20 protein-coding genes are annotated in these 25,835 nt (G+C 58.5%); 5 read left to right on the top strand and 15 right to left on the bottom strand.

Features of this window, described 5'->3' with window-relative positions; all coding sequences use genetic code 11:
- Nucleotides 1-18: 18 nt before the first annotated feature.
- From sdhA to sdhC, 3 genes are read right to left on the bottom strand one after another with little or no spacing between them, the layout of a single operon-like run.
- Nucleotides 19-1,791 (bottom strand): succinate dehydrogenase flavoprotein subunit, encoded by a 1,773-nt coding sequence (gene sdhA / locus IE111_RS10475; RefSeq protein WP_189608494.1) that lies wholly within the window; start codon nucleotides 1,789-1,791, stop codon nucleotides 19-21.
- Nucleotides 1,792-1,794: 3 nt separating this feature from the next.
- On the bottom strand, nucleotides 1,795-2,142 hold the full coding sequence (gene sdhD / locus IE111_RS10480; protein WP_189608495.1) for a succinate dehydrogenase, hydrophobic membrane anchor protein: 348 nt from the start codon (nucleotides 2,140-2,142) through the stop codon (nucleotides 1,795-1,797).
- Nucleotides 2,136-2,519 (bottom strand): succinate dehydrogenase, cytochrome b556 subunit, encoded by a 384-nt coding sequence (gene sdhC, locus IE111_RS10485; protein ID WP_268245024.1) that lies wholly within the window; start codon nucleotides 2,517-2,519, stop codon nucleotides 2,136-2,138. Before sdhC ends, sdhD begins: the two co-directional genes overlap by 7 nt.
- A gap of 455 nt (nucleotides 2,520-2,974) precedes the next feature.
- Here sdhC and gltA point away from each other — a divergent pair, with 455 nt between their 5' ends.
- Complete coding sequence (gene gltA / locus IE111_RS10490) at nucleotides 2,975-4,252, top strand: citrate synthase (RefSeq protein ID WP_189608497.1); 1,278 nt, start codon at nucleotides 2,975-2,977, stop codon at nucleotides 4,250-4,252.
- A gap of 200 nt (nucleotides 4,253-4,452) precedes the next feature.
- On the opposite strand, the gene topA is transcribed toward gltA, so the two are convergent.
- Entirely contained in the window at nucleotides 4,453-7,101 is a 2,649-nt protein-coding gene (gene topA / locus IE111_RS10495; protein ID WP_189608498.1) for a type I DNA topoisomerase, read from the bottom strand.
- 133 nt (nucleotides 7,102-7,234) lie between these two features.
- Here topA and IE111_RS10500 point away from each other — a divergent pair, with 133 nt between their 5' ends.
- A complete protein-coding gene (locus tag IE111_RS10500; protein ID WP_189608499.1) occupies nucleotides 7,235-7,978 on the top strand; it encodes a hypothetical protein in 744 nt (247 codons plus the stop codon).
- Here IE111_RS10500 and IE111_RS10505 read toward each other — a convergent pair.
- The 9 genes from IE111_RS10505 to IE111_RS10545 form a co-directional block, all read right to left on the bottom strand.
- On the bottom strand, nucleotides 7,900-8,184 hold the full coding sequence (locus tag IE111_RS10505; RefSeq protein ID WP_189608500.1) for a DUF1653 domain-containing protein: 285 nt from the start codon (nucleotides 8,182-8,184) through the stop codon (nucleotides 7,900-7,902). The genes IE111_RS10500 and IE111_RS10505 overlap by 79 nt on opposite strands.
- A 91-nt stretch (nucleotides 8,185-8,275) precedes the next feature.
- Nucleotides 8,276-8,719, bottom strand: coding sequence for a CopD family protein (locus tag IE111_RS10510; RefSeq protein WP_189608501.1), 444 nt, complete (start codon nucleotides 8,717-8,719; stop codon nucleotides 8,276-8,278).
- Between the two features lie 126 nt (nucleotides 8,720-8,845).
- Complete coding sequence (locus IE111_RS10515; RefSeq protein WP_189608502.1) at nucleotides 8,846-9,058, bottom strand: DUF7661 family protein; 213 nt, start codon at nucleotides 9,056-9,058, stop codon at nucleotides 8,846-8,848.
- Nucleotides 9,059-9,287: 229 nt separating this feature from the next.
- Nucleotides 9,288-9,839: a nucleotidyltransferase family protein gene (locus IE111_RS10520; protein WP_189608503.1), complete on the bottom strand. Its 552-nt coding sequence runs from the start codon at nucleotides 9,837-9,839 to the stop codon at nucleotides 9,288-9,290.
- A 386-nt stretch (nucleotides 9,840-10,225) separates the two neighbouring features.
- Entirely contained in the window at nucleotides 10,226-11,401 is a 1,176-nt protein-coding gene (fadA, locus tag IE111_RS10525) for an acetyl-CoA C-acyltransferase FadA (RefSeq protein ID WP_189608504.1), read from the bottom strand.
- Nucleotides 11,402-11,419: 18 nt separating this feature from the next.
- A complete protein-coding gene (gene fadB, locus IE111_RS10530; protein WP_189608505.1) occupies nucleotides 11,420-13,564 on the bottom strand; it encodes a fatty acid oxidation complex subunit alpha FadB in 2,145 nt (714 codons plus the stop codon).
- A gap of 218 nt (nucleotides 13,565-13,782) precedes the next feature.
- Complete coding sequence (locus IE111_RS10535; protein WP_189608506.1) at nucleotides 13,783-14,280, bottom strand: hypothetical protein; 498 nt, start codon at nucleotides 14,278-14,280, stop codon at nucleotides 13,783-13,785.
- Nucleotides 14,277-15,005 (bottom strand): DUF6901 family protein, encoded by a 729-nt coding sequence (locus tag IE111_RS10540; protein WP_189608507.1) that lies wholly within the window; start codon nucleotides 15,003-15,005, stop codon nucleotides 14,277-14,279. Before IE111_RS10540 ends, IE111_RS10535 begins: the two co-directional genes overlap by 4 nt.
- 105 nt (nucleotides 15,006-15,110) lie before the next feature.
- Nucleotides 15,111-17,003 (bottom strand): ATP-binding cassette domain-containing protein, encoded by a 1,893-nt coding sequence (locus tag IE111_RS10545; RefSeq protein ID WP_189608508.1) that lies wholly within the window; start codon nucleotides 17,001-17,003, stop codon nucleotides 15,111-15,113.
- Nucleotides 17,004-17,169: 166 nt separating this feature from the next.
- On the opposite strand from IE111_RS10545, the gene IE111_RS10550 reads away from it, so the two are divergent.
- Both IE111_RS10550 and IE111_RS10555 read left to right on the top strand, forming a co-directional pair.
- Nucleotides 17,170-18,264 carry an efflux RND transporter periplasmic adaptor subunit gene (locus IE111_RS10550; protein WP_189608509.1) on the top strand — a complete coding sequence of 365 codons (1,095 nt, stop codon included), beginning with the start codon at nucleotides 17,170-17,172 and terminating at the stop codon, nucleotides 18,262-18,264.
- Between the two features lie 12 nt (nucleotides 18,265-18,276).
- Nucleotides 18,277-21,429: an efflux RND transporter permease subunit gene (locus IE111_RS10555; protein WP_189608510.1), complete on the top strand. Its 3,153-nt coding sequence runs from the start codon at nucleotides 18,277-18,279 to the stop codon at nucleotides 21,427-21,429.
- Here the strand turns inward: IE111_RS10555 and IE111_RS10560 are convergent.
- A complete protein-coding gene (locus IE111_RS10560; protein ID WP_189608511.1) occupies nucleotides 21,408-22,388 on the bottom strand; it encodes a fibronectin type III domain-containing protein in 981 nt (326 codons plus the stop codon). The two genes, IE111_RS10555 and IE111_RS10560, sit on opposite strands and share 22 nt — an antisense overlap.
- A 517-nt stretch (nucleotides 22,389-22,905) precedes the next feature.
- Between IE111_RS10560 and IE111_RS10565 the strand changes: the two genes are divergently transcribed.
- Nucleotides 22,906-24,792: a lytic transglycosylase domain-containing protein gene (locus IE111_RS10565; RefSeq protein ID WP_189608512.1), complete on the top strand. Its 1,887-nt coding sequence runs from the start codon at nucleotides 22,906-22,908 to the stop codon at nucleotides 24,790-24,792.
- A 16-nt stretch (nucleotides 24,793-24,808) separates the two neighbouring features.
- Here the strand turns inward: IE111_RS10565 and IE111_RS10570 are convergent, their stop codons facing one another.
- Entirely contained in the window at nucleotides 24,809-25,618 is an 810-nt protein-coding gene (locus IE111_RS10570) for an MOSC domain-containing protein (protein WP_189608513.1), read from the bottom strand.
- Nucleotides 25,619-25,835 lie beyond the last annotated feature (217 nt).

Raw genomic sequence — 25,835 nt, forward strand, 5'->3', positions numbered from 1 at the left:
CTCCCCGAATTCGTTGGATTAATACGTCCGGACCTTGGGCTGGAAGGTATCAACTGTCTTCGGTGTGAAATTGACCGCCCGCTTGGAGATGGTCTTATCACCCGGCTTGAAGATGGAGTGACACAGCCAGTTTTCATCGTCACGATCCTGGTAGTCCTCGCGCGCGTGGGCGCCCCGGCTCTCGGTCCGCTGCTCGGCCGCCACGGCGGTCGCCTCGGCCACTTCCAGGAGATTGGTTAATTCCAGCGCCTCGATGCGCGCCGTGTTGAAGGCCCGGCTCTTGTCGTCCAGCTTGATCCGGCCGACTCGCTCGCGGATCTCACCCAGCTTCTTGAGACCTTCGGACATACTCTTGCCTTCGCGGAACACCCCGAAGTGCAGCTGCATGGTATTTTGCAGGTCCTTGCGGACCTCGGCGACGCTCTCGCCCTGCTGCGAGTTGTCCAGCGCATCGAGACGGGCCATGGCCTTGTCGATGTCGGACTGGGTGGCGGCATTGGACTCGTAGCCTTCGCGCAGCACTTTCTCGATCTGCATACCGGCGGAACGGCCGAAAACCACCAGGTCGAGCAGGGAGTTGCCGCCCAGGCGGTTGGCGCCGTGCACGGACACACAAGCCGCCTCGCCACAGGCGTACAGGCCGTCGATGACCTGATCGTTGCCGTCGGCGTCCTGCATCAGTGCCTGACCGCCGACGTTGGTCGGGATACCGCCCATCATATAGTGGCAGGTCGGCACCACCGGGATCGGTTCCTTCGCCGGATCGACGTGAGCGAAGGTCTTCGACAGTTCGACAATGCCGGGCAGACGGCTGTGCAACAGCTCTTCACCCAGATGATCCAGCTTCAGGAAGACGTGATCGTTTTCCGGACCGCCGCCACGGCCTTCCAGAATTTCCAGCACCATGGACCGGGCCACGACGTCGCGTCCGGCCAGGTCTTTGGCGTTGGGCGCGTAACGCTCCATGAAGCGTTCGCCGTCTTTATTGATCAGGTAACCGCCTTCACCCCGGCAGCCTTCGGTCACCAGAGTACCGGCGCCGTAGATGCCGGTCGGGTGGAACTGCCACATTTCCATATCCTGAACCGGGAAGCCGGCGCGAAGCGCCATGCCGATGCCGTCACCGGTGTTGATCAGGGCGTTCGTGGTGGATGCGTAAATGCGGCCGGCACCGCCGGTTGCCAATACCGTCGCTTTCGCCTGGATATGGACGACGTCGCCGGTTTCGATTTCGATCGCCACCACACCGACAACCGCATTGCTGTCGTTGGTGACCAGATCGACCGCGTACCATTCGTTCAGGAAGCTGGTACCGGCTTTCAGGTTGCCCTGATAGAGGGTGTGCAACAGTGCGTGTCCGGTCCGGTCGGCCGCGGCGCAGGTCCGGGCGGCCTGAGTCGGGTTGTCCGGCCCCTTGGACTGCCCGCCGAACGGGCGCTGATAGATGCGGCCGTTTTCAAAACGGGAGAACGGCAGACCCATGTGGTCCAGCTCGAACACCGCCTGCGGACCCACGGAACACATGTATTCGATGGCGTCCTGGTCGCCGATGTAGTCGGAACCCTTGACGGTGTCATACATATGCCAGCGCCAGTCGTCGTTCGGGTCCGCACTGGCGATCGCACAGGTGATACCACCCTGGGCGGACACGGTGTGCGACCGGGTCGGGAATACTTTGGAAATCACGGCCGTGTTGAGACCGGATTCGGCCAACTGCAGCGCCGAGCGCAGGCCGGCACCACCGCCACCGACGACGATGGCATCGAAGGTCATGGTTTTTACATTAGCCATATCTTATACACCCCACACGGCTGTGATGCCGGTAATCAGATAAACAAAGGAAGTCACCGCGATCGCGAACAGGACGATGAAGCGCACCCAGGCGTTGTGAATGTAGTCGGTCACGACCGTCCACATGCCGACCCAGATGTGTCCGACCAGGGATAACAGGGTGATCAGGGTGAAGACTTTGACCCAGAAAATGGAGAAGAGGTGCTGCCATTGCTCGTAACCGAGACCCGGGTTGGCGATGAAGATGCCGAGCAGGAAGAGTGTATAGAGAGCCAGAAGGACTGCGGATACACGCTGGACCATCCAGTCCGCGAGACCGCTGCGTGACAGATTCGTGATGCTTCTTACCATACCCAAACCCCCAACAGAACGATGACGACAGCGGTCAGGGCCAGGGTTACCTTGGCGGCCACGGGACCGGTTTCCAGTGTTTCCAGATAGCCTGCATCCATAATCAGGTGCTTGATGCCGGCCAGCAGATGGTAGGCGATGAGGGACAGGATGCCCCAGGTAATGAACTTCGCGAGAGGATGGGTCATGATGGCAACGGTTTGTTCGAATCCCTGGCGGGATTCCAGACTGTTGCTCAACGCCCAGATCATGAAGCCTACGGCGAAGAACAGCATCACACCGGTGATCCTGTGCGTAATGGATGCCAGGGCGGCAACCGGCATTCGGATCGTCGTCAGATCAAGGTTCTTTGGTCGGTGATCGTTCACGGCAGTCACTCTTAATTTTTAGTGCGGGCCCCGTCAATGGGGCGTTTGGAAGTGCTGGACCAGGGGGGCCCAACCCCGAAATGCGCCGGAATTATAGTGATCGTCGTATCTAATTACAAATGATCACAGTGCCGGTAATACTGTAATTTTCCTACATTACTTCCTTTGGCTATTGTAATCATTAACAAAACTTTTCAACTGCGACTTTCGGCGGAGAAGGCTCCGTATCACCCGGAAGTCAAATTGACAAAGGTTTCAAACTCTCTATAGTTGTGCGCGATTTCGCACCCTGTGTCACAACTCTATAAAGAAAGAAGCACGACAGGGCGTTAACGGGTTCACCAAAAGCGGTACAACGTCGTACCCAGACCCCGGGGAGCAGGCTCCCGAACGCCGGTGCGCCATTTCCACACCATCCCGCGTCACGTATCCGACGCCTAACCCTGCTTTGGAGAGGAGGCCTCATGACTGACAAGAAAGCCAAGTTAGTCATCGAAGGACGCGACCCGATCGAACTGCCTGTTTATTCCGGCACTCTGGGTCCTGATGTTGTCGATGTCCGATCCCTGACCAGTGAAGGTCTGTTCACGTACGATCCGGGCTTCGTGTCCACAGCATCCTGCGAGTCTGAAATCACCTACATCGACGGCGCGAAAGGCGTTCTGTTGCACCGGGGATACCCGATCGACCAATTGGCGAACGAGTGCGACTACCTGGACGTCTGCTACCTGCTGCTGTACGGAGAACTGCCCTCCTCCGACCAGAAAGCCACCTTTGAACACGCCATCATGCACCACACCATGGTGCATGAGCAGCTGCACCAGTTCTTCAAGGGCTTCCGCCGGGATTCCCACCCGATGGCCATCATGGTCGGCGTGGTGGGTGCCCTGTCCGCTTTCTACCACGACTCCCTGGACATCAGTAACGACCGGCACCGCGAAGTCGCGGCCCATCGACTGATCTCCAAGATGCCGACTCTGGCGGCCATGGCGTACAAATACTCCATCGGTCAGCCGTTCGCCTACCCGCGGAACGATCTGTCCTACGGCGGGAACTTCCTGCACATGATGTTCAGCACCCCGGCCGAGGAATACAAGGTCAACCCGGTGCTGGCCCGGGCGATGGACAAGATCTTCACCCTGCACGCGGACCACGAGCAAAACGCCTCGACCTCCACCGTGCGCCTGGCCGGTTCTTCCGGTGCCAACCCGTTCGCCTGCATCGCCGCCGGCATCGCAGCGCTCTGGGGCCCGGCTCACGGGGGCGCCAACGAAGCCGTGCTCAACATGCTGGAAGAAATCGGCGACGAGGCCAACATCGAGGAATACATCGCCCGTGCGAAAGACAAGGACGATCCGTTCCGTCTGATGGGCTTTGGTCACCGGGTGTATAAAAATTACGATCCGCGCGCCAAAGTCATGAAAGCCACCTGCGATGAAGTGCTCTCCGAGCTCGGCGTTCAGGACGATCCGTTGCTGAAAATCGCCATGCGGCTGGAAAAAATCGCCCTGGAAGACGAATATTTTGTCGAGAAGAAGCTCTACCCGAACGTGGACTTCTATTCCGGCATTATTTTCAAGGCCATCGGCATCCCGACCGACATGTTCACGGTGCTGTTCGCCGTGGGCCGTACGCCTGGCTGGATTGCCCACTGGAAAGAGATGATCAGCGGCCCGTACCGCATCGGTCGTCCGCGCCAGCTGTATAAAGGTTACGACCAGCGGGATGTGTCCGGCGACTAAAGTCGGATTCGCAGAAATAAAAAACCGGCTTCGGCCGGTTTTTTTATGTTCCGCGGTTATTTGTGCGATGCCTGAGGGCTGATATGTGCCTATCGAAAGATTTTGGGTTAATGGATGGTGGGCGGTGCCCACCATCACTAACATCCCCGAAATCAAAAACGCCCTCACGTGGAGGGCCTTTTCAAACCGGAACGGAGCGTCTACTTCTTCTTGCCGCCCTTCTTCTCATCGATAATCCACTTACTTCCGGTGTAGTGCGCTTTCCAGCCACTGGCCTTACCGTTTTCGTTTTCCGTCATCACATACTGCTCTTTCGCCTTGCGGCTGAAGCGGATCACGGTTGGGCGACCTTCGTCGTCCTCGGTCGGTGCCTTGAGAATGTACTGGTACTTGTCCGGAATCTCCGCTTTATGCGCCAGCAATTCTTTCACCAGCGGTGGCCGTGTTTCCCGGTTCTTGGGAAACTGGCTCGCCGCCAGGAACAGACCGGAGGCGCCGTCGCGCAGTACGTAGGTGTCGTCCACCTTCTGGCACTGCAGCTCCGGCATCGGGATCGGATCCATTTTCGGCGGTGCCGGCTCACCATTGCGTAACAGCTTGCGGGTGTTTTTGCAGTCTTCGTTGGTGCAGCCGAAATATTTGCCGAAGCGACCGCTCTTGAGCTGCATTTCGGAACCGCACTTGTCGCATTCGAGCGTCGGGCCGTCATACCCCTTGATCTTGAACTGCCCTTTTTCGACCTTGAAACCCGGACAATCCGGGTTGTTCCCGCAAATGTGGAGCTTGCGCGATTCATCGATCAGGTAACTGTCCATGGCCGTGCCGCACCGGTCGCAGCGTTCTTTGTGGCGCAATGCCTGGGCTTCGGCTTCATCGTCGTCCTCGTCGACCGTCAGGGCTTCGTCGCCCGGAATCAGATTGAGCGTGCCCTTGCAGCGCTCCTTGGGCGGCAGGTTGTAGCCCGAACAGCCCAGGAAAACGCCGGTGGTGCCGTTGCGAATCATCATCGGTCGGCCGCATTTGGGGCATTCGATGTCCGTCGGTGTCGGCTCGTTGGCGCGCATGCCGTCTTCGTTCGACTCGGCTTTTTCCAACTGACGGGTAAAATCGTCGTAGAACGAATCCAGCACCTGCTTCCAGGTCCGCTCACCCGTCGCGATCTCATCCAGGTACTCTTCCAAACGCGCGGTGAACTGGTATTCCATCAAATCGCGGAACGACTCGGTCAGTCGATCGGTCACGATGTCACCAATCTTCTCGGCGTAGAAACGGCGATTTTGCTGCCGCACATAGCCCCGGTCCTGGATGGTGGAGATGATCGAGGCATACGTCGAAGGACGGCCAATGCCCTGCTTCTCCAGCTCTTTCACCAGCGAGGCCTCGGTGTAGCGTGCCGGCGGTTTGGTGAAGTGCTGCTTGGGTTCCAGTTTTTTCAGGGTCATCGGCTCGCCGACTTTGAGGTCGGGCAGCACAACGGCCTCGTCGCCCTTGGCGGCCTGTTTCATCACTCGGGTATAACCGTCGAACACCACAACCCGGCCACGGGCCTTCAATTCGTAACCCGCGGTCTCGATGGTCAGGGTCGTACTCTTGTATTTGGCCGGCGTCATCTGACAGGCCACAAAGCGTTGCCAGATCAGCTCGTAGAGCCGCTGTGCGTCCCGCTCCATGTCGCTGAGATCCTGGCTCTTGCGGGTCACGTAGGACGGGCGAATCGCTTCGTGGGCTTCCTGGGCGCCTTCTCGGCTGCCATAGACCTGCGGCTTCTCCGGCAAGTAGGCATCACCGAACTGATCGCCGATGAATTCGCGCGCCGAGGCGACCGCCTCGCCGCTCAGATTGGTCGAGTCGGTTCGCATGTAGGTGATGTGGCCGGCCTCGTACAGCCGCTGAGCCATGGTCATCGTCTTCTTCACGCTGTACCCGAGCCGGGTACTCGCCGCCTGCTGCAGGGTCGACGTTATGAAGGGTGCCGCGGGTTTCGACTGGGTCGGCTTATCTTCCCGGTCGGTGATCTTGAAGGCTTGATCGCGCAATCGCTCGACATGCTCATTGCTCTGCGCTTCGTTGACCGGTCGGTATTTTTCGCCCTGGTAGCGGGCGACTTCGAACCGCACCTCATCCCCTTTCGAAGCCTGGGTCTGCGCATGCAGGTCCCAGAATTCCTCGGGTATAAAAGCACGGATTTCACGTTCCCGTTCGACGATAAGCCGGACCGCCACAGACTGTACCCGCCCGGCACTCAGGCCACGGGCCACCTTCGCCCAGAGCAGCGGCGACACCATGTAGCCAACCACCCGATCCAGAAAGCGGCGCGCCTGCTGGGCGTTAACGCGGTTCAGGTCCAGCTCGCCCGGTTCCTCGAACGCTTCCTGAATCGCCTTTTTGGTGATCTCGTTGAACACCACGCGGCGATACTTCTCCGGAGCCAGACCGATGCTTTCTTTCAGATGCCAGGCGATGGCCTCCCCTTCGCGGTCCAAATCCGTCGCGAGATAGACGGCATCGGCAGATTTGGCGAGACGACGCAGTTCATCGACCACCTTTTCCTTACCCGGCAACACCTGGTAATTGGCTTCCCAACCGTGCTCGGGGTCGATCCCCATGCGGTTGATCAGCTGTTCCTTGGCTTTGCGCTTCTTGTGCAGCGCCTTCTGTTCCGGAGACATCTTGCGGGTTTCCGCGGCCTGACGCGCGCGCGCCTTGGCATCGACCGGTTTCGACTGGCCACTGGTCGGCAGGTCACGAATATGGCCCACCGATGACTTAACGATGAAGTCGTTACCGAGGTATTTGTTGATTGTCTTGGCTTTGGCTGGTGACTCGACAATGACCAGTGATTTACCCATGCGCTATAATTCCGCCTATTGCTTCCTTTATATAAGTAGCTTACGTCCGGCACGGAACGCAAGAGGCGCAGACGTATATACCGTATGCCCCCTGCCGGTCAAGTTTTGTTTCAAAATGTACTGGAGTAACCTTGTGTCCTGGCTCGCGATACTGATTCTCATTCTACTGCTTGGCCTGATTATCGGCGGCCTCTATATCAGCCGTATGGCGACCGTCAAACAAATGGAGGCACAGGAACTGAAAGCCCGGCTCCGCCAGCGCCGTGCGCGCCTGAGTGAAGTCGAGGAGCTGTTTTCCACCCTGATGATTTATGACCGCAATCCGGAACTGCTCGGCGCTCTGAAAGACCGTCTGGTTCAGGAGGCGGAAGTCATGGTCGACATGGCCCCGAAAGATCCGGCCTGTCAGCGCGATCTGGAGTATTACCAGGGCCTGGCGAATGACATCGACCAACTGGGGGATCTGCAGAACCAGCCGGAAACCCCGACCAGCGACCGCCAGATCAACATCATCAAACGCCATTTCGGGCGTACGATGAAACTGATCCGGAACGTGATGAATCGCGGCGAAATGAACGAGCTGAGCGGCCACGAGCACCTGGCCCGTCTCAAGCGAAACACCCTGATGCTCGAGGTTGAAGCCTACAAATTACAGGGGCAGCGAGCCAAGGAAAACCAGGACACCTCGACCGCGGCCGCCTACTTCAAGCACGCCAAGGACATGCTGATCGCCAGTGACATCCCTTTCGATGGAAAATCAAAACAAATAAAGACCATTTCGAGGATGATCACCGGACTTTACAGCTCCGAATTCGATCCCGAAGACGACAAGGAGGCTTCCGACAACGACAACCAATCCGCCTCGGACAAGGCCTGAACCCGCTCGAATCGGGGCACCTGCTCTCCATCGACTTCCACGGTCTCCAGGAAATTGTCCAACGGCCGCACCCAGAGGCTGTAGTCGCCGTACAGGCATTGATAAGCCACCAGGGGCTCTTCGGTTTCACTGTGCCGACACAGGCCGATCACGCGGTAGCGAGGGCCTTTGAAATGTTCGTAGATGCCGGGTTCAATGTGAACCATCTGTCTCGCCTCGGCTGGGAATGAATGAGCGATGAGTATAGGCCCGCTCGGGGTCGAATGGGAACCGGCGGCGGAATCCTCCGAACAGAAATCAATACAGCCAGCCGGTCCTGAAGGATACACCGACAATTACGAACAATACCGATATCAGTGTCACCGGTATGATGTGCCACGCCATCTGCGTCAGATTGTGTTCGCTGAGCTCAGGAATCACCCGAAAACGAGCACTCAGCGCGAATACCACGGTCAGCAACAACAACCCCAGTTTCAGGGCAATGACCCGTGCAAGCGGATTCCCCCAGTTGAGCCATTCCGCCCAGACCGGCAATAATTGATAGGCCAGCAGAAACCCGGTAACGACCTGCACCGCCAAAGCAGGCATACCGATCTTCTCGTAACCTTGCTCGAAAGCCAGCAATGTCTCCGGAGACCTTTGCCGCAGGACCCGGGGCAACACCGTCAGTGCGAGCACCAGGTGACCGCCGGTCCAGATTGTCGCGCCCATTACGTGTAGAACCAGTAACCATCCAATCATACGGCCTCCTCGATGGAAACGATTCTATATCGCATCAAAGGACCGCGCCCTACCCCATTGGAGGCAGGAAAACTGACCCAGGTCGAACCTGCTCTCTATGAGCCATTGGCTGTTGTCAGTGGAGGGTCAAACCCGACGGACTTCGCTGCGTTCCGGTGTGGCCCATTCGTGGAACACATCGGCGATGTATTCCTCAAGTTCGTCTTCCGACAGATGCTCGGGAATCACGATATCTTCGGCTTTGCGTTTGGTGCCGCCCGAGCCGGGATACAACGCCAACCACTCACCATTGGAACGAACGACTTCGAGAATTTTTCGTCCGTAAATGTCGAATTTCACAACTCCCCTCCCGTTGTTCATAACGCTCATCGAGTTACCCAACCGCCGCTCCCGGGAAGACCGGCCCGACGAAACAATGGGCCACCTCGAAACACCTACGCCCATACCGAGGGTAAATCGTGCGACAAATAACACCGATTCGAAACCGTCTACTTTTTGTGGTTGGATCCAACAATTAACCTGGACGTCCGGGACCGGGAACGAATCCGCAATTGGTAGTATTGGGTGGTTACCAGGCTTGGATTGCGAGGTCAGGCCACCTCTTTTTGAAGCTGCGATTCATTGCGTCATAGTTTTCCTTGCTCATAGCCGTTTTGTTTGGCCTAACCACCATATTTGCCTGGTCTTCCAAACCAAATGGTGCGAACACTTCAATTGTATTTTCAACTAAATGAACACCTACCGCGAAGCAAGGAAGCCACATGCGAATCCCGTCTTCTGAGTCTTTAAGCGGTTCTATTTCATTTCCAAATTTTGCACCGTACCATTCGTGCACCTTCGCTTGATTTTTAACATCAACCGGCAAGGAATGCGTTGTTCGAGATTCGATCTCCATTTCGTACTCTTTCTCGGTCTTGTCTTGCTGACGGTCGAAGTATACGACATCGAAGTCTTTTACCAAGTACAAAGGAGCATTTCCTACCTTTCTATTCCATACAGCCTGCGTAACCGCTCCGCCTGCCAGATAATGATTTGGAAGTTCGACGTCATTCAATATGTGCAGCAACTCCACCATCTCCGGGATTTTGGAAATGGTATCGATCAGGTATGTCTTATTCATGATTACAATCGTCCCGCCGCAGTATCTGGAAATGCGCAACAGCGAATTGTTCAGCCCTACCCCCTGTTATGGACAAAGCCCAACAGCCACGGAACTTACAGGCTCCCACAGGATATAAGCTTGCACGATAGAGAGAGAATTCGGGTTGGATCGCTCAGAACTCTGGGCACTCACCGGCCACGACATTAACCTACCGAGTTTCATTCTTTAATGAAATGACAACCATAGAAAAAGGATGGGTAGGCTTAAGTTAAACGCGATTCCGCAATGAATACAAGCACAGAGGGGCAGGAATGCAAACCCTCTCCCTGCCCCTCGCCGGACGGTGAGCCGTCCGGAAGGGGTGAAAGTGGATGGAGTGTCGGGAGAGGGTTAGGAACGAGTGGTTAAACCCGTTCGATCACGGTGCTGATGCCCTGACCCAGACCGATGCACATGGTGGACAGGCCGAACTGGCCGTCGTTTTGTTCCATGACATTCAGCAGGGTACCGGTGATGCGGGCGCCCGAGCAGCCGAACGGATGGCCGAGTGCGATGGCGCCGCCGTGCAGGTTGACCTTTTCGTCCATCTTGTCGAGGAGCTTGAGGTCTTTCAGCACGGGCAGAGCCTGGGCGGCGAAGGCTTCGTTGAGTTCGACGTAGTCCATGTCGTCGATGCTCATGCCCAGACGCTTCAGCACTTTCTTGGTGGCCGGTACCGGGCCGTAGCCCATGATGGACGGGTCGACACCCGCCAGACCCATGCCGCGAACCACGGCGCGGGGCTTCAGACCCAATGCCTTGGCCTTGCGGTAGCTCATCACCAGCATGGACGAGGCGCCGTCGGTGATCTGACTCGACGTACCGGCGGTGACCGTGCCGCTCTTCGGATCGAACGCGGGCCGCAAGGAGGCCAGACCTTCCAGGGTTGTGTCCGGACGAATGGTCTCGTCATGCTTCATCAGGTAGGGGTTACCTTCCTCATCGTGACCGGTCCGGGCGAGTATTTCGTTGTCGAAATGGCCGGACTGGGTCGCTTCGTGCGCCCGCATGTGGGAGCGAAGGCCGAACTCGTCCTGCTGCTCGCGGCCGATGCCGTGCATCTTGGACAACAACTCGGCGGTCAGCCCCATCATGCCGGAGGCCTTGGCAGCCTTCTTCGACAGAACCGGGTTGGGGTCGACACCGTGCATCATGTCGACGTGGCCCATGTGCTCCACCCCACCGATGACAAAGACATCACCGTTGTCGGACTGGATGTTGGCGGTGGCGATGTGCAGCGCGCTCATCGAGGAACCGCACAAGCGGCTGACGGTCTGTGCCGTCACGGTGTGCGGAATATCGGTCAGCAGCTGCATCATGCGGGCGATGTTCCAGCCCTGCTCTTTGGTCTGGTTCACGCAGCCCCAGATAATGTCGTCGATCTCGGCCGGGTTCAGGGCCTCGTTGCGCGCCAGCAGGCCGTTTACCAGGTCGGCGCTCAGATTCTCGGCGCGCGTGAAACGATAGCTGCCACCCTTGCTGCGGCCCATCGGGGTCCGCGCGAAATCAACGATGACTGCATCATTGTCCCGAATAGTCATTTTGGCTGTCCTCCCGTCTTAACCGTGAAATGTTTGGCCGTTTTTGGCCATTTCGCGCAGCTTCTCTGTCGGCTCATACAGCTTGCCCAGCTCGCTGTAGCGGTCGCACAGTTCGACGAAGGCTTGCAGGCCGATGTCGTCGATGTACTTCAGGGCGCCACCGCGGAACGGAGGAAAGCCAATGCCGTAAACAAGGCCCATATCGGCCTCGGCTGCCGTATCGACGATGCCGTCTTCCAGGCACCGGACAGTTTCCAGACACATCGGGATCATCAGACGATTGATGATGTCGTCGTCCGACAATTCGTTCTGCTGCTGGCGTACGCTGGCCACCAGTTCGTGTGCCTTTTCGTCGGAGACCTTCTTGGGCTTGCCCTTCTTGTCGGTCTCGTAGCGGTAGAAGCCATGGTCGTTTTTCTGACCGTAGCGTTCTTCGGAATACATGACGTCCATGGCTGTTTTGAAGTCCTGCTTCATGCGGTCCGGGAAGCCCTCTGCCATCACGGCCTGGGCGTGAACACCGGTGTCGATGCCAACCACGTCCATCAGATAGGCCGGGCCCATCGGCCAGCCGAACTTTTCCATGATCTTGTCGACGTTTTCGAAATCGGCGCCGTCACGCAGCAACATGGCGAAACCGCCGAAATACGGGAACAGGATCCGGTTGACCAGAAAGCCCGGGCAGTCGTTGACGACGATCGGAGTCTTGCCCATCTTCTGCGCGTAGGACACGACTGTGGCGATGGTTTCATCGCTGGTCTTCTCGCCGCGAATCACTTCCACCAGCGGCATGCGGTGTACCGGGTTGAAGAAGTGCATGCCACAGAACTGTTCCGGCTTTTTCAGGGCCGTAGCCAGGTCGGTGATGGAGATCGTGGACGTGTTGGAGGCCAGAATCGCGCCTTCCTTCAATTGCCCTTCGGTCTCGGCCAGCACGGCCTTCTTGACCTTCGGGTTCTCGACCACGGCTTCGACAACCACGTCAACATCGCCGAAGTCCCCGTAGGACAGGGTCGGGCGAATGCGGTTCAGGGTGTCGGCCATGCCACGCACGTCAAGCTTCTTGCGATCGACCTGCTTGGACAGCAGCTTGGAGGCTTCGTCCAGACCGAGCTGGATGCCCTCTTCCGCGATGTCCTTCATCATGATGGGCGTGCCCTTGTAGGCACTCTGGTAGGCGATACCACCGCCCATGATGCCGGCACCGAGTACGGCCGCTTTCTTGACGTCGGCCGCCTGCTTGGTGTGGCCCTTGGCGATTTTCTTGATCTTCTGATCGTTCAGGAACAGACCGATCAGATTCTGCGCGACAGCGGTCTTGGCCATCTTGGCGAAGCCCTTGGCTTCGATGGCGATGGCCTTGTCGCGGTCGAAATTGGCGTGTTTCTGAATGGTTTTGACCGCTTCCACCGGGGCCGGATAGTGGCGGCCCGCCTTGCCGGCGATGAAGCCCTTGGCGGTCTCGAACACCATCATGCTTTCGATGTTGTTCAGTTCCAGCTTGCCTTTCTTGGCGGCGCGACGTTCTTCATATTCGACTTCGCCCGTGGCCAGCCGCTGCAGCAGATGCAGCGCGGTATCGCGCAGCTCGTCCGGCTCGGCGACCACATCGACCGCACCGATCTTGAACGCGGCGTCGGCGCGGTTTTCACTGCCGGCGGCGATCCATTCGATGGCATTGTCGGCACCGACCACGCGGGACAGGCGAACGGTGCCGCCAAAACCCGGGAACAGGCCCAGTTTGACTTCCGGCAGACCGACTTTGGCCTTGCTGGACATGACGCGGTAATCCGCCGCCAGGCACATTTCGAAACCGCCGCCCAGGGCCATGCCATTGATGGCAACCACGGTCGGGAACGGCAGGTCTTCGAAGGCGCTGAACATTTCATTGGCGGAGAGGATGTCGGCGATGACGCCATCCTCATCCTTGGCGAACCAGCTCAGGAACTCGGTGATGTCGGCGCCGACGATAAAGCTGTCTTTGGCGCTGGTGACCAGCAGACCTTTCACGTCGCTGGCGGCCAGGGCCTGAGTCGCTTCACCCAGCTCGGTCAGCGTGGCCTGGTTGAATTTGTTGACGGATTCGTCTTTCAGGTCGAACACGAGCTCGGCCAGGCCGTTCTCCAGTGTGTCGACGGTGATGCCATTACCCTGATAGATCATGGATGCTCTCCGTTTGTGTCATTGTCGGCCCGGTTACCGGGTGGAGGTCGAAACGGCCCCCTTCAACCCGTGCACGCGGTCGCCGACAACGTCCGCTTTGCAATGAATCAAACACAAGTTTCAAACGTCTGTTTGATTATGGGTAATACGATAGACACTGGCCGACATAAGTCAACCGGGAAAGAATCCGAACAGGATGCGCTTCGGGATTATGTCCGTTAAGCGGACAGTAACTTGATCAGACGCTCCAGCGTTTCCCGAATGGCCGGTAATTCATCGACATCCCCCCGTTCCTCCCAGGCAAGCCCCACCCCGTCGGGGCGGGCGTCGACGACGAAATAGCGCTCCGGCAGATCGGACAGAAAGTCGGACAGCCGCTCGGTCACGGCTTCCGGCGGGCGATGCTTGTCCGCCCATTTCCAGCCATCCGGCAGGAAGGCGCTCGACACGCCGGTCGTGCGCTGGACAGTAAAGTAGGGGGCGGTCTCCTTGTCAAAGTCGTGCTTCAACTGGTACAGCGTCTGCAGTACATGGGCGTCGTTGACCCGCCCTTCTACGCTGGTATCCGACAGGCGCACGCTTTGCAGCTTGAACCCCTCGGCCAGCGCCTTGGAGCGCAACCGGTTCAGGTGCCGGTCGCGGGGTGAGGGTTTGAGCCACATAAAGGCTCCGGCCAGTGTCAACACGGCCGCGATGATGATCAGGTTAACGATCATGACCTGTCTCCGTCCGGGATCTCGAACGACTGTAGACGCTCGGTCTCGGACATGAAAGCGGGTTTAACCTTGAGCAGCTGGCTTTCCAGCGAATAGGACACACTGGAGGACAGCGTGAAGAAGCTCAGCAGCGCCTTGAGGTTGGAATCCCCCTCGCACGCGGAATGCACGCGCTGCCACATGGCCTGATTAACCAGTTGGAGCTCGCGGTTGAGCGCGATCAGGCCGTCCAGTTCCCAGTCGGTCTCCTCACCGGCCTGGCCTTTGTAATATTGCCGCAGCAGGTAGGTTCCCACCGAGCGGACGATGAACTCCTCCTGGGTGGCGAACGGCAGATGGGTAAACGCCATCGGCTTGAGGTTGGACAGGATCGGACAGGCGCTGTTGGCCATGACCAACCCCATCAGCGAACGCAACCCTTCCTCGAGCCCGGTCACCTTGCGGTATTCCCGCTCCTTGCTGGTGACGGTGACCTCCACCTTCTTGACCCCGGGCAGTGCCCGGAAGTCCTCGACGATGGGTTGCATGTCGAGCGCGGCGGGACAGCGGGCGCCCGGTGTGCGCTCCAGAGGACAGTTGGTGCACTGACAGTATTCCAATCGGGTCCAGTCCGCCGCCTGGGCTTCGGGCACGGCTGGTTGGCCTTCGCGGTTACGGGAGGATTGGGTTTCCACCGTGAGGCGAGTTCCGTCTTCGAGGAAATTGAACTCATAACGAATGGTCATAATGCGGTCTACGATCCTTTTATCGTTGTTCTGGGAAGCCCCTTCGGCCGAGGCCGGGCCGAGGACTTCGTGGTCGGCATGAACAGGAAACGGTAAGGGCCGTTGTTACCCGGTAGACTTGTCTTCCAGTTCGGCCCAGCGTTCGAAACGGTGTTCGAGTTCGGTCTGGGCATCGGCGAGCTGGCTCAAAACGTCCTGAGTCTGTTCAGCCGGTTTATCGTAAAAGCCGGGTGCGTTGATGTCAGCTTCGAGCTGCTCAATTTGAGACTCCAGTCGTTCAATGATCGAAGGTAATTCATCGAACTCGCGCTGTTCCTTATAGCTTAGCTTAGCGGCACGCTTTTTGGGGACGGGTTTGGCGGGTTCGGCCGGTTTTGACGCGGCGGGCTGGCGAGGCGTGTCGTTCTCGTCCGGCCAGACGCCGCCCTGGGCCTTCCAGTCTTCGTATCCACCGGCGTACTGTCGGATCGCTCCCTGCCCTTCGAAAGCCCAGGTGCGGGTGGCCAGTTGATCGATAAAGTACCGGTCGTGGCTGACCAGCAAGAGGGTGCCGCTGAATTCGCCGAGTCGGTCGACCAGCATTTCCAGGGTTTCGATGTCCAGATCGTTGGTCGGTTCGTCGAGAATCAGAAAGTTGGCCGGCTGACTGAACAGTCGGGCCAGCAGCAGCCGGTTGGTCTCGCCGCCGGACAACTGCCGGACTTGCATGCGCGAGCGTTCCGGCTTGAACAGGAAGTCTTCCAGGTAGCTGATGACGTGCCGGCGTCGGCCGCCGAGCTCGAGAAAATCGCGACCTTCGGCGACGGCGTCCATCACGGTCTTTTCCGGGTCCAGCTGAGCGCGGGCCTGGTCGAAATAGGCGACATCCAGCTTGGTCCCCTGGATCACCTTTCCTTCCTGTGGCTCCAGATCCCCAAGGATCAGTCGAATCAGGGTGCTCTTGCCGATACCGTTCGGCCCCAACAGGGCAATGCGGTCGCCCCGGTTGATCAGGCCGTTGAAATGCCGAACCAGCGGTTTGTCCGGGTAGCTGAAGCTGACATCTTCCAGAACCACCACCTGCTTACCGCTGCGGGCGCCGGCTTCGATGCTGAAATCGCTCTGCCCGACCTGATCGCGTCGTTCGGCGACAGTCTGGCGCAGGGCTTTCAGCGCGCGCACCCGCCCCTCGTTGCGGGTTCGCCGGGCCTTGATGCCCTGTCGAATCCAGGTTTCCTCCTCGGCCAGTTTCTTGTCCTGGTTGCGCAGATGCTTTTCTTCCTCCGCCAACTTGGCGTCCTTGGCGTCGAGGTAGGCGTCGTAAGGCGCAGGAAAGGACTGCAGGGTGCCGCGGTCCAGCTCGATGATGCGGGTCGCGACCCGGTCGATGAAGCGGCGATCGTGCGAGACGAACAGCAGTGTCCCGCGATAGTCGCGCAGGAAGTCTTCCAGCCACTCGACCATGGCGATGTCGAGGTGGTTGGTCGGTTCGTCCAGCACCAGGATATCCGGGCGGCTGACCAGTGCCCGGGCGAGCAGAACCCGCCGGCGCCAACCACCGGACAGGGCGCCGAAGGCTGTGGTTCCGTCCAGTTTCAGCCGCGTCAGAATACTCGACACCGTGGCGTGGACCTGCCAGCCGTCGAGCGTTTCAATAGTGTGCTGCAGTGTTTCCAGACGGACCAGGTCCGGCTCGGGCCGGGCACTTTCGAGATCGTAGTCGCGCAACACCTGGCCCAGATTGCCCAGCCCTTCCAGCACGACGTCATAGACCGGGCGGTCGTCGCCACTGGGCAGATCCTGTTGCAACTGGGCCAGCGTCGCACCCTGGCGAATGCGCAGATCACCGTCGTCGATCTGACGTTGACCGAGCAGCAAACTGAGCAGGGTCGACTTGCCCATGCCGTTTTTGCCCACCAGACAGACTCGTTCGCCCTCCTCCAGGGTCATGGAGGCCTGGTCCAGCAACGGGGCGGCGCCGAGGGCGAAGGTGACACGATCGAAGACTACCAGACTCATTCAGAATCCTATTTTCGGGGGAAATTCAGGTAACCAGCGGTGGCCCCAACGGCGACAATGCGCCGAAACAGAGCCGTTTCCGGCATAGGGGACTTACTTTTGGCACTGTGACAGTCGTCCCCTAATCCGCTAGAGTTCGGCGCGATTTTCCCAGAGGTGAGTATTCGTGGCAAAACATATTCCAACCGGACCCATTATTGCTGTCTCCCTGGTGGTTGCGGCCGGTGCCTGGCTGTTGACCGGCACGACCGAGGGAGAAGAGGCCCAGTTACCTTCGGAATCCGCCGAAGAACACACCCTGGTTCCTCGCGTACAGGTCAAGGAAATCGAGTCGGAGTCGGTGCGCCGCACCATCGACATCAATGGCGTGACCAAGCCGGCTCGAACCGTGGCCATCGCCAGCGAGGCCACCGGGCGTGTGCTGGAAGTTTTGAAAGCCAAGGGCGATCGCGTCGCCAGCGGTGAATTGATCGCCCGGATAGACCCGCAGGACCTGGAGGCCCGATTGCGCCAGGCCCGGGCATCCGTGGAACAGACGCGCCTTGAATACGAAGGTGCCCAGCGTCTGCGTTCCGAGGGTCTTCAGAATCGCGCCCAGGCCGCCGCGGCACTGACCAACTACGAACGCTCCCGCGCCGAACTGGAAGCATTGGAGCTGGCGCTGGCCAATACCCGGATCCGGGCTCCGTTCGATGGCGTCATTGAAAGTCGCTCCATCGAAATCGGCAGCTACGTCCGAACCGGCGACCCGGTGGCCGAACTCTACGACTATACACCGCTGATCATCGAAGGCGACGTACCGGAAACCGAAGTGCAGCCGCTGGCCGTTGGCCAGAATGCGACTGTCGAACTGGTCACCGGTAAAACCATGGAGGGCACCATCAGCTTCATCGGCGGAGTGGCCAACCCGGCCACGCGAACCTTCAAGGTCGAGATTTCGGTAGCGGAAGTCGACGAGCATCTGGCCGGAGCAACCGCGTCGGCCACGGTCGCTCTGCAGCCCACACTGGCTCACTACATCAGCCCCGCCCTGCTGAACATCGACGACAGCGGCCGGATGGGTTTGAAAACCCTGAACAGCGACGATCAGGTTCAGTTCACCCGGGTCGAGATCGTGCGGTCCGACACCGGCGGCGTCTGGGTAACCGGTCTCGACAATCCGACCCGGTTGATTGTGGTCGGTCAGGGCTTCGTTAACCCGGGCGATACCGTCACGCCGGTCCCGGTTAAAGAAGACAACAACCTCGCGACCGGGATGTAACGGGAGACAGTCATGATTTCATTCATCCAAGCGGCGTTGCGGCGGGTTCGCACCGTCATGCTGTTTTTCGCCCTGATATTTATTTCCGGTGTCTTCGCGCTGATCGGTATTCCCAAGGAAGCCCAGCCGGACATCACTGTCCCCTATGTCTACGTCGGTACCGGTATCGAAGGCATTTCGCCGGAAGACGCCGACCGATTGCTGGTCAGCCCCCTCGAACAGGAGCTGAGCACCCTGGACGGGTTAAAGGAAATCGTCAGTACCGCCAGTGAAGGCCGGGCCACCCTGCAACTCGAATTCGAGATCGATGTCGACATCGACGATGCGCTGACCGATGTGCGCGAACGCGTCGACAAGGCCAAGGCCGAATTACCGGACGAAGCCGATGAACCGTCGGTCCAGGAGATCAATCTGGCGCTGTTCCCGGTCATCAACATGTCGTTGTCCGGCAACATCGATGAGCGCGTTCTGTTCAGAGTGGCCGAAGATCTGCAGGAGCGGGTGGAAGCCTTGCCGGGGGTTCTGGAAGCGCCGATCAGTGGCAAGCGCGAAGAGGTCGCCGAAATCATCATCGACCCGGCGTTGATGGCCAGCTACAACATCTCACATGGGGAACTGGCTCGCCTGGTCAGCAGCAACAACCAGTTGATCACCGCCGGCAATATCGACACCGGGGCCGGTCGGTTTTCCATCAAAGTCCCCGGTTTGATCGAGACCGAAGACGAGATTCTGAACCTGCCGGTGAAAACCGACGGCGATACCGTGGTGCGTTTCCGGGACATCGCTGTTGGTCAACGCACCTACAAGGACGCCGACACCCTGTCCCGGGTCAACGGCCAGCCGGCCGTCACACTGGAAGTGACCAAGCGTGTCGGCGAGAACATCATCGCCACCATCGAGCAGGCCAAAGGCATCATCGAACAGGTTCAGCCGAACTGGCCGGAAGGCATCGAAGTCACCTTCACCCAGGACCAGTCGGTGATGATCGAACAGCAGCTCGATGATCTGTTCAATTCGGTATTACTGGCCACCCTGCTGGTGTTCATCGTTATTGTCTGGGCATTGGGCGTACGCAGCGCAATCCTGGTCGGACTGGCGATTCCATCGTCCTTCCTGGCCGGCATTCTGGTGCTCTCGATGCTGGACATCACCCTCAACATCGTCGTGTTGTTCGCCCTGATTCTGTGCGTCGGCATGCTGGTGGACGGCGCCATCGTGGTGACCGAATACGCCGACCGACGCATGTCCGAAGGTGCGAGCCGCAAGATCGCCTACCGCGAGGCCGCCACTCGCATGGCCTGGCCCATTACCGCCTCAACCGCCACGACACTGGCCGTGTTCATGCCGTTGTTGTTCTGGCCGGGCATCGCCGGCGAGTTCATGGGCTATCTGCCGAAAACCGTGCTGATCACACTGACCGCCTCTTTGATCATGGCACTGATCGCAGTACCGGCCTTCGGCACTCTGTTCGGTAAAGCGGCGCGGGTGTCCGACACCAAGCGTCGTGCGATGGACGCCATCGACCACGGCGACATCCATCAGCTGAAAGGTGGCCTGGGGCTCTATATCCGCTTTCTGCGGCCGTTACTGCATCGACCCTGGTTGACGCTGGTTCTGATGGGCGTGCTGATCGGTGCCATCCTCTTCGCGTTTTCGTTGCGCAGCACCGAAGTTGAATTCTTCCCGGAAGTGGACACCGAGTTCGGCAGCATTGTTGTGCGGGCGCGCGGCAACCTCTCGCTTCAGGAACGTGACCAACTGGTGAAACAAGTCGAGCAGCGCGTCATCGGCATGGACTCGATCAAGACCGTCACCACCAAGGTCACCGCCCTGCCGTTGCGCGATCAGTCCGAAGACACCATCGGCATTCTGATGCTGGAATTCGTCGACTGGACATTGCGTCCGGGATCCAGTGTCGTCATGGATAATGTCATCGAGAATGCCTCCGGGATACCGGGCATTCGCATCGAAGCCCAGCAAGCCCAGATGGGGCCGACCACGGGCATCGACATCCAGATGCAGTTCTTCTCGGATGATATTGCCGCGCTGTATGACACCGTCGATCAGGTCGTTACCCGTATGGAACAGGACGAACGCATCCAGGACGTGTCGGACAACCGCCCACTGGATGGACTGGAGTGGCGCATCGATGTCGACCGCGAAGCGGCCAGCCGATTCGGCGTCGACCTGGCGACCGTCGGTTCGTCGATCCGAATGATCACCAACGGTTTGAACGTTGGCAGCTATCGACCGGACGATGCCGAGGACGAAGTCGATATTCGCGTACGTTACCCGTTCAATGGTCGCGACCTGGACCAGATTCGGGAATTGACCGTAACCTCTCGCGGCGAGCAGGTGCCGATCAGCAACTTCATTACGCTGACCGCCCAGAACAAGCAGGGCGACATTTTCCGCACCGATGGCAAGCTGACTCTGGACGTGGAGGCGAACCTGGAACCGGGCGAGCGTGTGGACCTGGTGATCGCGGACCTGCAGCAACAACTGCGCGAGTCCTTCGAACAGGGCGACCTGCCGTCGAATGTGTCTTTCCGCTTCACCGGCGATCAGCAGGAACAGCAGGAAACCATGGTGTTCCTGGGCAAAGCATTCGGGGTCGCGTTTTTCATCATGATCATCATCCTGGTGACGCAGTTCAACAGCTTCGGCCAGACCGCCCTGATCCTGACGGCCATCGGCCTGTCCACAGTAGGCGTGATGGTGGGCATTATCATCACCGGCGACAGTTTCGGTGTGGTCATGAGCGGGGTGGGCATCATTGCGCTTGCCGGCATCGTGGTGAACAACAACATCGTTTTGATCGACACCTACAACCTGATCCGTGATCAGGGAGTTCCGGCAATCGACGCGGCCCTGATCACCTGTGCCCAGCGTCTGCGGCCGGTGTTGTTGACCACCATCACGACAATTCTGGGTCTGTTACCGATGGTGTATCAGTTGACGATCGATTTCATCGACCGCGAGTGGGCCGTCGGCGCGCCGTCCTCCCAGTGGTGGACCCAATTGTCGACAACGATCGCAGGCGGCCTGATCTTCGCCACCGTGTTGACCCTGGTTTTCACACCCAGCATGTTGATCATGGGTCACAACATTCGAAACTGGTTTATTCGAACCTTCAGATCCAATCAGGAACCGGTGGTGAATTGATAAAAAAACCCGGCTGAGCCGGGTTTTTTATGCACATGGTGTGGGTTATAGGAGGCCACTACAAATTCACTGTAGAGCCCATCCTGGTCGAATGCGGCGATTTCGAATTGGTAGGTTGTATCGTCCAGCCCCTGAAACAAATACTGGTCGACACTGCCGTCATTGATGACGACTGTGGTGTAGTCAGAGCTGCCATCCAGACGATATCGAATTTCATAACCGCCAATCTCCGAAGTCGCCAATACATCGCCGTTTTCCCGAGTCGCGGGCGGGCTCCAATAGAGCGTGACATCAATGGTCGGAGTCGGCTCGGGTTCCGGCGCAGGTTCCTCGGTCGGTGTTTCCACGGTGATGTTCGCAGTGGCTATCCGAACGCCGTCCACATCCGCCACCAGATCATTGCCGCCCTCAACGAACACACTCATGTCCACGGCCGTCGCGGTCGACTCCGTACCGCCAGCCAGGTCCCAGGGCGCATCGTATTCCGTCTGGATCAGACTGCCATTCAGGTAGAACCGAACGGTATCGGCGTTTGCGTCATCGGTCTGCAAATAGATGAAATAACTTGCCGTGCTGTCCATCAGCGTACCGTCCAGGGTAGAGGCACCACTGCGATCGGCATTCGTTGAAATCAACAAGGTATAAACGGGTTCGGGCTCCGGAACCGGTTCGGGATCCGGCGTCGGCTCGGCCGTGACCGCGTTTACCAGAAATACGGCTTCGTCGACGATCTTGCCTTTAATTTTGGCGGAAACCCGGTTGGTGCCAAGTACAAACAGCCCCATATCCTGAGCTGTGGCCAATGTTGCCCCGCCGTTCAGGTCGTAAGGATAGCTGTTGTCGGAGTTCACCACAGTACCGTTGATATAAAATTGCACCGAACCGGCCTTTTGATCCGTCGTGTCCAGGAACAGATAGTATTCCCCCTGGGAATCCAGCGCAGCCTGTTCCAGCGCCATGGAAGCGCTTCGATCGGGTTGAGAGGAATATCGAAATTCGAACCGGGAAGCGACACTCTCACTCGCATCCTGCGGTTTTCGCTGTTCGGAGTCCGACGTTGAGCCAAAAAAGCGATCCGACAGCTGGCACCCGCTCAAGAGTAGGCTGACAGCTAACGTTATTATTACCTTGGTATTAATCATTATTCGCGACCGTTTATGAATAGCTTCCGAATCGCGATGATAAGTACACGAGCTCTATATCACTGTGAGCTCTGTCAAATTGTATTTTTTATTACAAAACTGTCTCAGCGTTGACGATTCCAACAGCGATCCACACCATAAAACCATCACTATTTCTTCTATCAGCGTCAAAAATGCTTAACAAGTCACGGAATTAACGTGAACTTGTCGATTACAAAAATGCATGACGTCTCGCCAGGCATTCTGTCAATTTCGCCTACCCCGCTTACGGTTTATTTGCAATGAAGGTAAAACCGAATAGCCTAGGGAAGTCACCCAGTCTGAGGGATCGGCCGTGAAGCCTTTCATCGTTTTGCTTTTATCCAGCTGTCTTCCCTGGTTCACTCAAGCTTCCTCCCTGAACTATGAACACGCTGTCTCGCGAATTGAAGAAAAAGCCTTCCCGTTCGAGGAACTGGAAGAATGGACAGACCATTTGCTCTACCCTCACCTGGTCACACACTGGGTCGAGAATAACCTGGAACAGGTGGACGCCGACTGGTTTACTCCGTTACTGAGTCGGGAGGAATTCGAGGCGGCCGGCTGGTACACCCGACACCAATGGCTGGCCGAGCTGGCCCGACGCGAGGCCTGGCGGGACTATCTGGAATTTGCGCGGCTCAGCGATATCGAGGGAGCACTGTGCCAAACCATGGCTGCCGAGGAGAAACTGGGCGGCACCGTCTCATCGGCCGGTTTGAGAACATTGTGGTTGACCGGCGACAGCTTGCCCGAGAACTGCGATCCCTTTCTGGCCCGCGTACAGAGCCTGTCGGACTTTGATGATCTGGTTTGGCAGCGCCAACTCCTGGCATTCGAACACCGCAACGGTGGCCTGGTACGCTACCTGAGTGGCCTATACCGGAACCCTGAATTCAAAGTACGCGGTGAACGGTTACGGGACGTCTATAACGACCCCGGCAGTTTGTTGAAAGCCACTTACCGCCCAAGTGAGGCCTGGCAACGCGAACTGGCCCTGGCCACGATCGACCGGATGGCCTACCTCGATCCGGAACGGGCCTCCAATATCTGGGTTCAGGTGATCCAGGCCACGCCGGAACTGACCATCGCCGATATCCGTTCCGTATCGGCCCATCTGGGCGAAGCCATGGCCAAGCTGGCCCTGCCGGCGGCGGATTATTGGCTGAGCCTTGCCGACCCGAAACAAACCAATGACGATCTGCAACACTGGCGGCTGCAAATCGCGCTGGCCAGCGGCGACTGGCCCAAAGTCTCTCACCTCTATGACGGGCTGGACCCTTCCATTCGGGCGTCCGGCCAATGGCGCTACTGGCGGGCCATGGCCCTGAGACAAACCGGCGAACCGGATGCCGCGGACAGCCTGTTGGCGCCGCTGGCCAGGGAGCGCTCCTATTACGGTTTCCTCGCCGCCGAGGCCTTGAACCGGCCGATTGAACTGGACGCGGAGCCGATTCCCCCGCTCGACACCCGCCAATCCCCCCTGCTCGCCGAGGCGGGTCTTCAACGGGCCAAAGCGCTGTTCGAAGCCGGCGACATCACCCGGGCGCAATTGGAATGGAACCTGACCGGCCGCTCCTTCGACCGGGACCAGTGGCTGGAAGCCGCCGTCATCGCCCAAAGCTGGCAGTGGCACCATAAAGCGTCCCAGTCCGCGGCCTGGAGCGGCCGCTACGGCGCCCTCGACCTGCGCTATCCCACCCCCTGGCGGGAACAGGTCGGTCAGTTGGAGCAATCACTGAACGTGCCCAGCTACTGGATTTACGGCGTCATTCGTCAGGAGAGTCACTTCATGACCGATGCCGAATCCCGGGTCGGCGCGCTTGGATTGATGCAACTGATGCCCTACACCGCCCGTCAGATCGCCGATGAACACACTCTGGCTTTCCAGGAGGAATGGGATCTCACCAATCCCGATCTGAATCTTGAGCTGGGAACCCGCTATCTCGGCATGATGATGGAACGCTTCGGTCACCCCGTGTACGCCACCGCCGCCTACAACGCGGGACCGTCACGGGTGGACCGTTGGCTGAAGCGATATCCGGGGGATTTGCGGGTGTGGATTGAATCCATCCCCTTCGACGAGACCCGGGGCTATGTGAAATCCGTGCTCGCCTACGCCCAGGTGTATGCGGCACGGGACCGGTCCGAATGGCGGCTGGCGCAGTGGCTTGAGCCGGATCAGGTGGCGTTCGGGCAGTGATGCCCCCCTGTTAGTGCTAAGCTTGCGCACTGTACAGAGCAGTATCCCCCACTGTTAACCCGGTCACGCCACGCGCCACGCCATTCACCCCGAAAATCGTACTTCCGTCCCACTCGCAGTGCGTCTTCAACTGGGCTGCGACGTCCTTCTGATAGGTCGCGGTATCGGGATCAATCGCCGGAATATTGCAACGAACGCATGTTTTCAACAGGTCGATATGCCCTTCAGGCAAATTCAGGCGTCCCAACATCAATTCCGAACGATCCTCAGCGCCGCGCACTACCACATTCGGTCGGAACCGGCGCATATCCAGGGTCAGCCCGGACGCCTCGTTCAAGCCGTCGAGAGAGGCCTCATTGCAGATCAACAAGGGGTAGCCATCGGCGAAGCCGACTCGTTCATGGTCGTAAGTTCCGGGATCCGGTATCCGCCTTTCAGAGGCCGGCCCGGTATGCACCAGATGCACTCGCTTGCCGAGCTTAGCGGAAAACCACTGCGACAATTCCGGCGATACTTCGTGCGCCTGCAACTCATCCTTCCAGACCGTGACCGCAAAAGATTCGCCGGCTTGCCCCGGCTCGGGCAGAACGGCCGAATCCCCATCCGGCGCCGTTACGGTATAGCCGGCGTCGAGCCGTGCCATGCCAAAGCTCGCCAGTTTGGGCAACCCCCGTTGACTCACGAACTTTCCTTTCTCATCCACCAGCATCCAGCGTCGGTCGTCCACCGGCCCGGCGGCATCGAAGGTCAGGCGGTCCACGGACAGGCCCGGGAAGGATTTAATGGGGTAGATCCATAATTCGGTCAGGGTAACGGGGACAGACATGAAGGCTTCCTTGGAATCGGAGAAGCCCATATTTGATCAGAGGGGACTTGAGCATTCAATGGGGGTGATGGGGGAAGCTTGGCCGTGTTGGTTTTGTCTTTTAATAAAAAGGATGGTGGGCCGTGAGGCTGTGAGAGTATTTTTTTGCCGGCATCACATTGGTTTTAGGCTCGTTCATGCTGGTTAGAATGCCCTCCGGCACCCGCAATTGGTATTT

Source organism: Saccharospirillum salsuginis, from assembly GCF_014651855.1.
GTDB lineage: Bacteria > Pseudomonadota > Gammaproteobacteria > Pseudomonadales > Natronospirillaceae > Saccharospirillum > Saccharospirillum salsuginis.

Coding starts and splice junctions, on each gene's coding strand:
- sdhA (WP_189608494.1), bottom strand. CDS start 1,791: ATGGCTAATGTAAAAACCATGACCTTCGATGCCATCGTCGTCGGTGGC.
- sdhD (WP_189608495.1), bottom strand. CDS start 2,142: ATGGTAAGAAGCATCACGAATCTGTCACGCAGCGGTCTCGCGGACTGG.
- gltA (WP_189608497.1), top strand. CDS start 2,975: ATGACTGACAAGAAAGCCAAGTTAGTCATCGAAGGACGCGACCCGATC.
- topA (WP_189608498.1), bottom strand. CDS start 7,101: ATGGGTAAATCACTGGTCATTGTCGAGTCACCAGCCAAAGCCAAGACA.
- IE111_RS10505 (WP_189608500.1), bottom strand. CDS start 8,184: ATGGTTCACATTGAACCCGGCATCTACGAACATTTCAAAGGCCCTCGC.
- IE111_RS10510 (WP_189608501.1), bottom strand. CDS start 8,719: ATGATTGGATGGTTACTGGTTCTACACGTAATGGGCGCGACAATCTGG.
- IE111_RS10520 (WP_189608503.1), bottom strand. CDS start 9,839: ATGAATAAGACATACCTGATCGATACCATTTCCAAAATCCCGGAGATG.
- fadA (WP_189608504.1), bottom strand. CDS start 11,401: ATGACTATTCGGGACAATGATGCAGTCATCGTTGATTTCGCGCGGACC.
- fadB (WP_189608505.1), bottom strand. CDS start 13,564: ATGATCTATCAGGGTAATGGCATCACCGTCGACACACTGGAGAACGGC.
- IE111_RS10535 (WP_189608506.1), bottom strand. CDS start 14,280: ATGATCGTTAACCTGATCATCATCGCGGCCGTGTTGACACTGGCCGGA.
- IE111_RS10540 (WP_189608507.1), bottom strand. CDS start 15,005: ATGACCATTCGTTATGAGTTCAATTTCCTCGAAGACGGAACTCGCCTC.
- IE111_RS10545 (WP_189608508.1), bottom strand. CDS start 17,003: ATGAGTCTGGTAGTCTTCGATCGTGTCACCTTCGCCCTCGGCGCCGCC.
- IE111_RS10555 (WP_189608510.1), top strand. CDS start 18,277: ATGATTTCATTCATCCAAGCGGCGTTGCGGCGGGTTCGCACCGTCATG.
- IE111_RS10560 (WP_189608511.1), bottom strand. CDS start 22,388: ATGGCGCTGGAACAGGCTGCGCTGGATTCCCAGGGGGAATACTATCTG.
- IE111_RS10570 (WP_189608513.1), bottom strand. CDS start 25,618: ATGTCTGTCCCCGTTACCCTGACCGAATTATGGATCTACCCCATTAAA.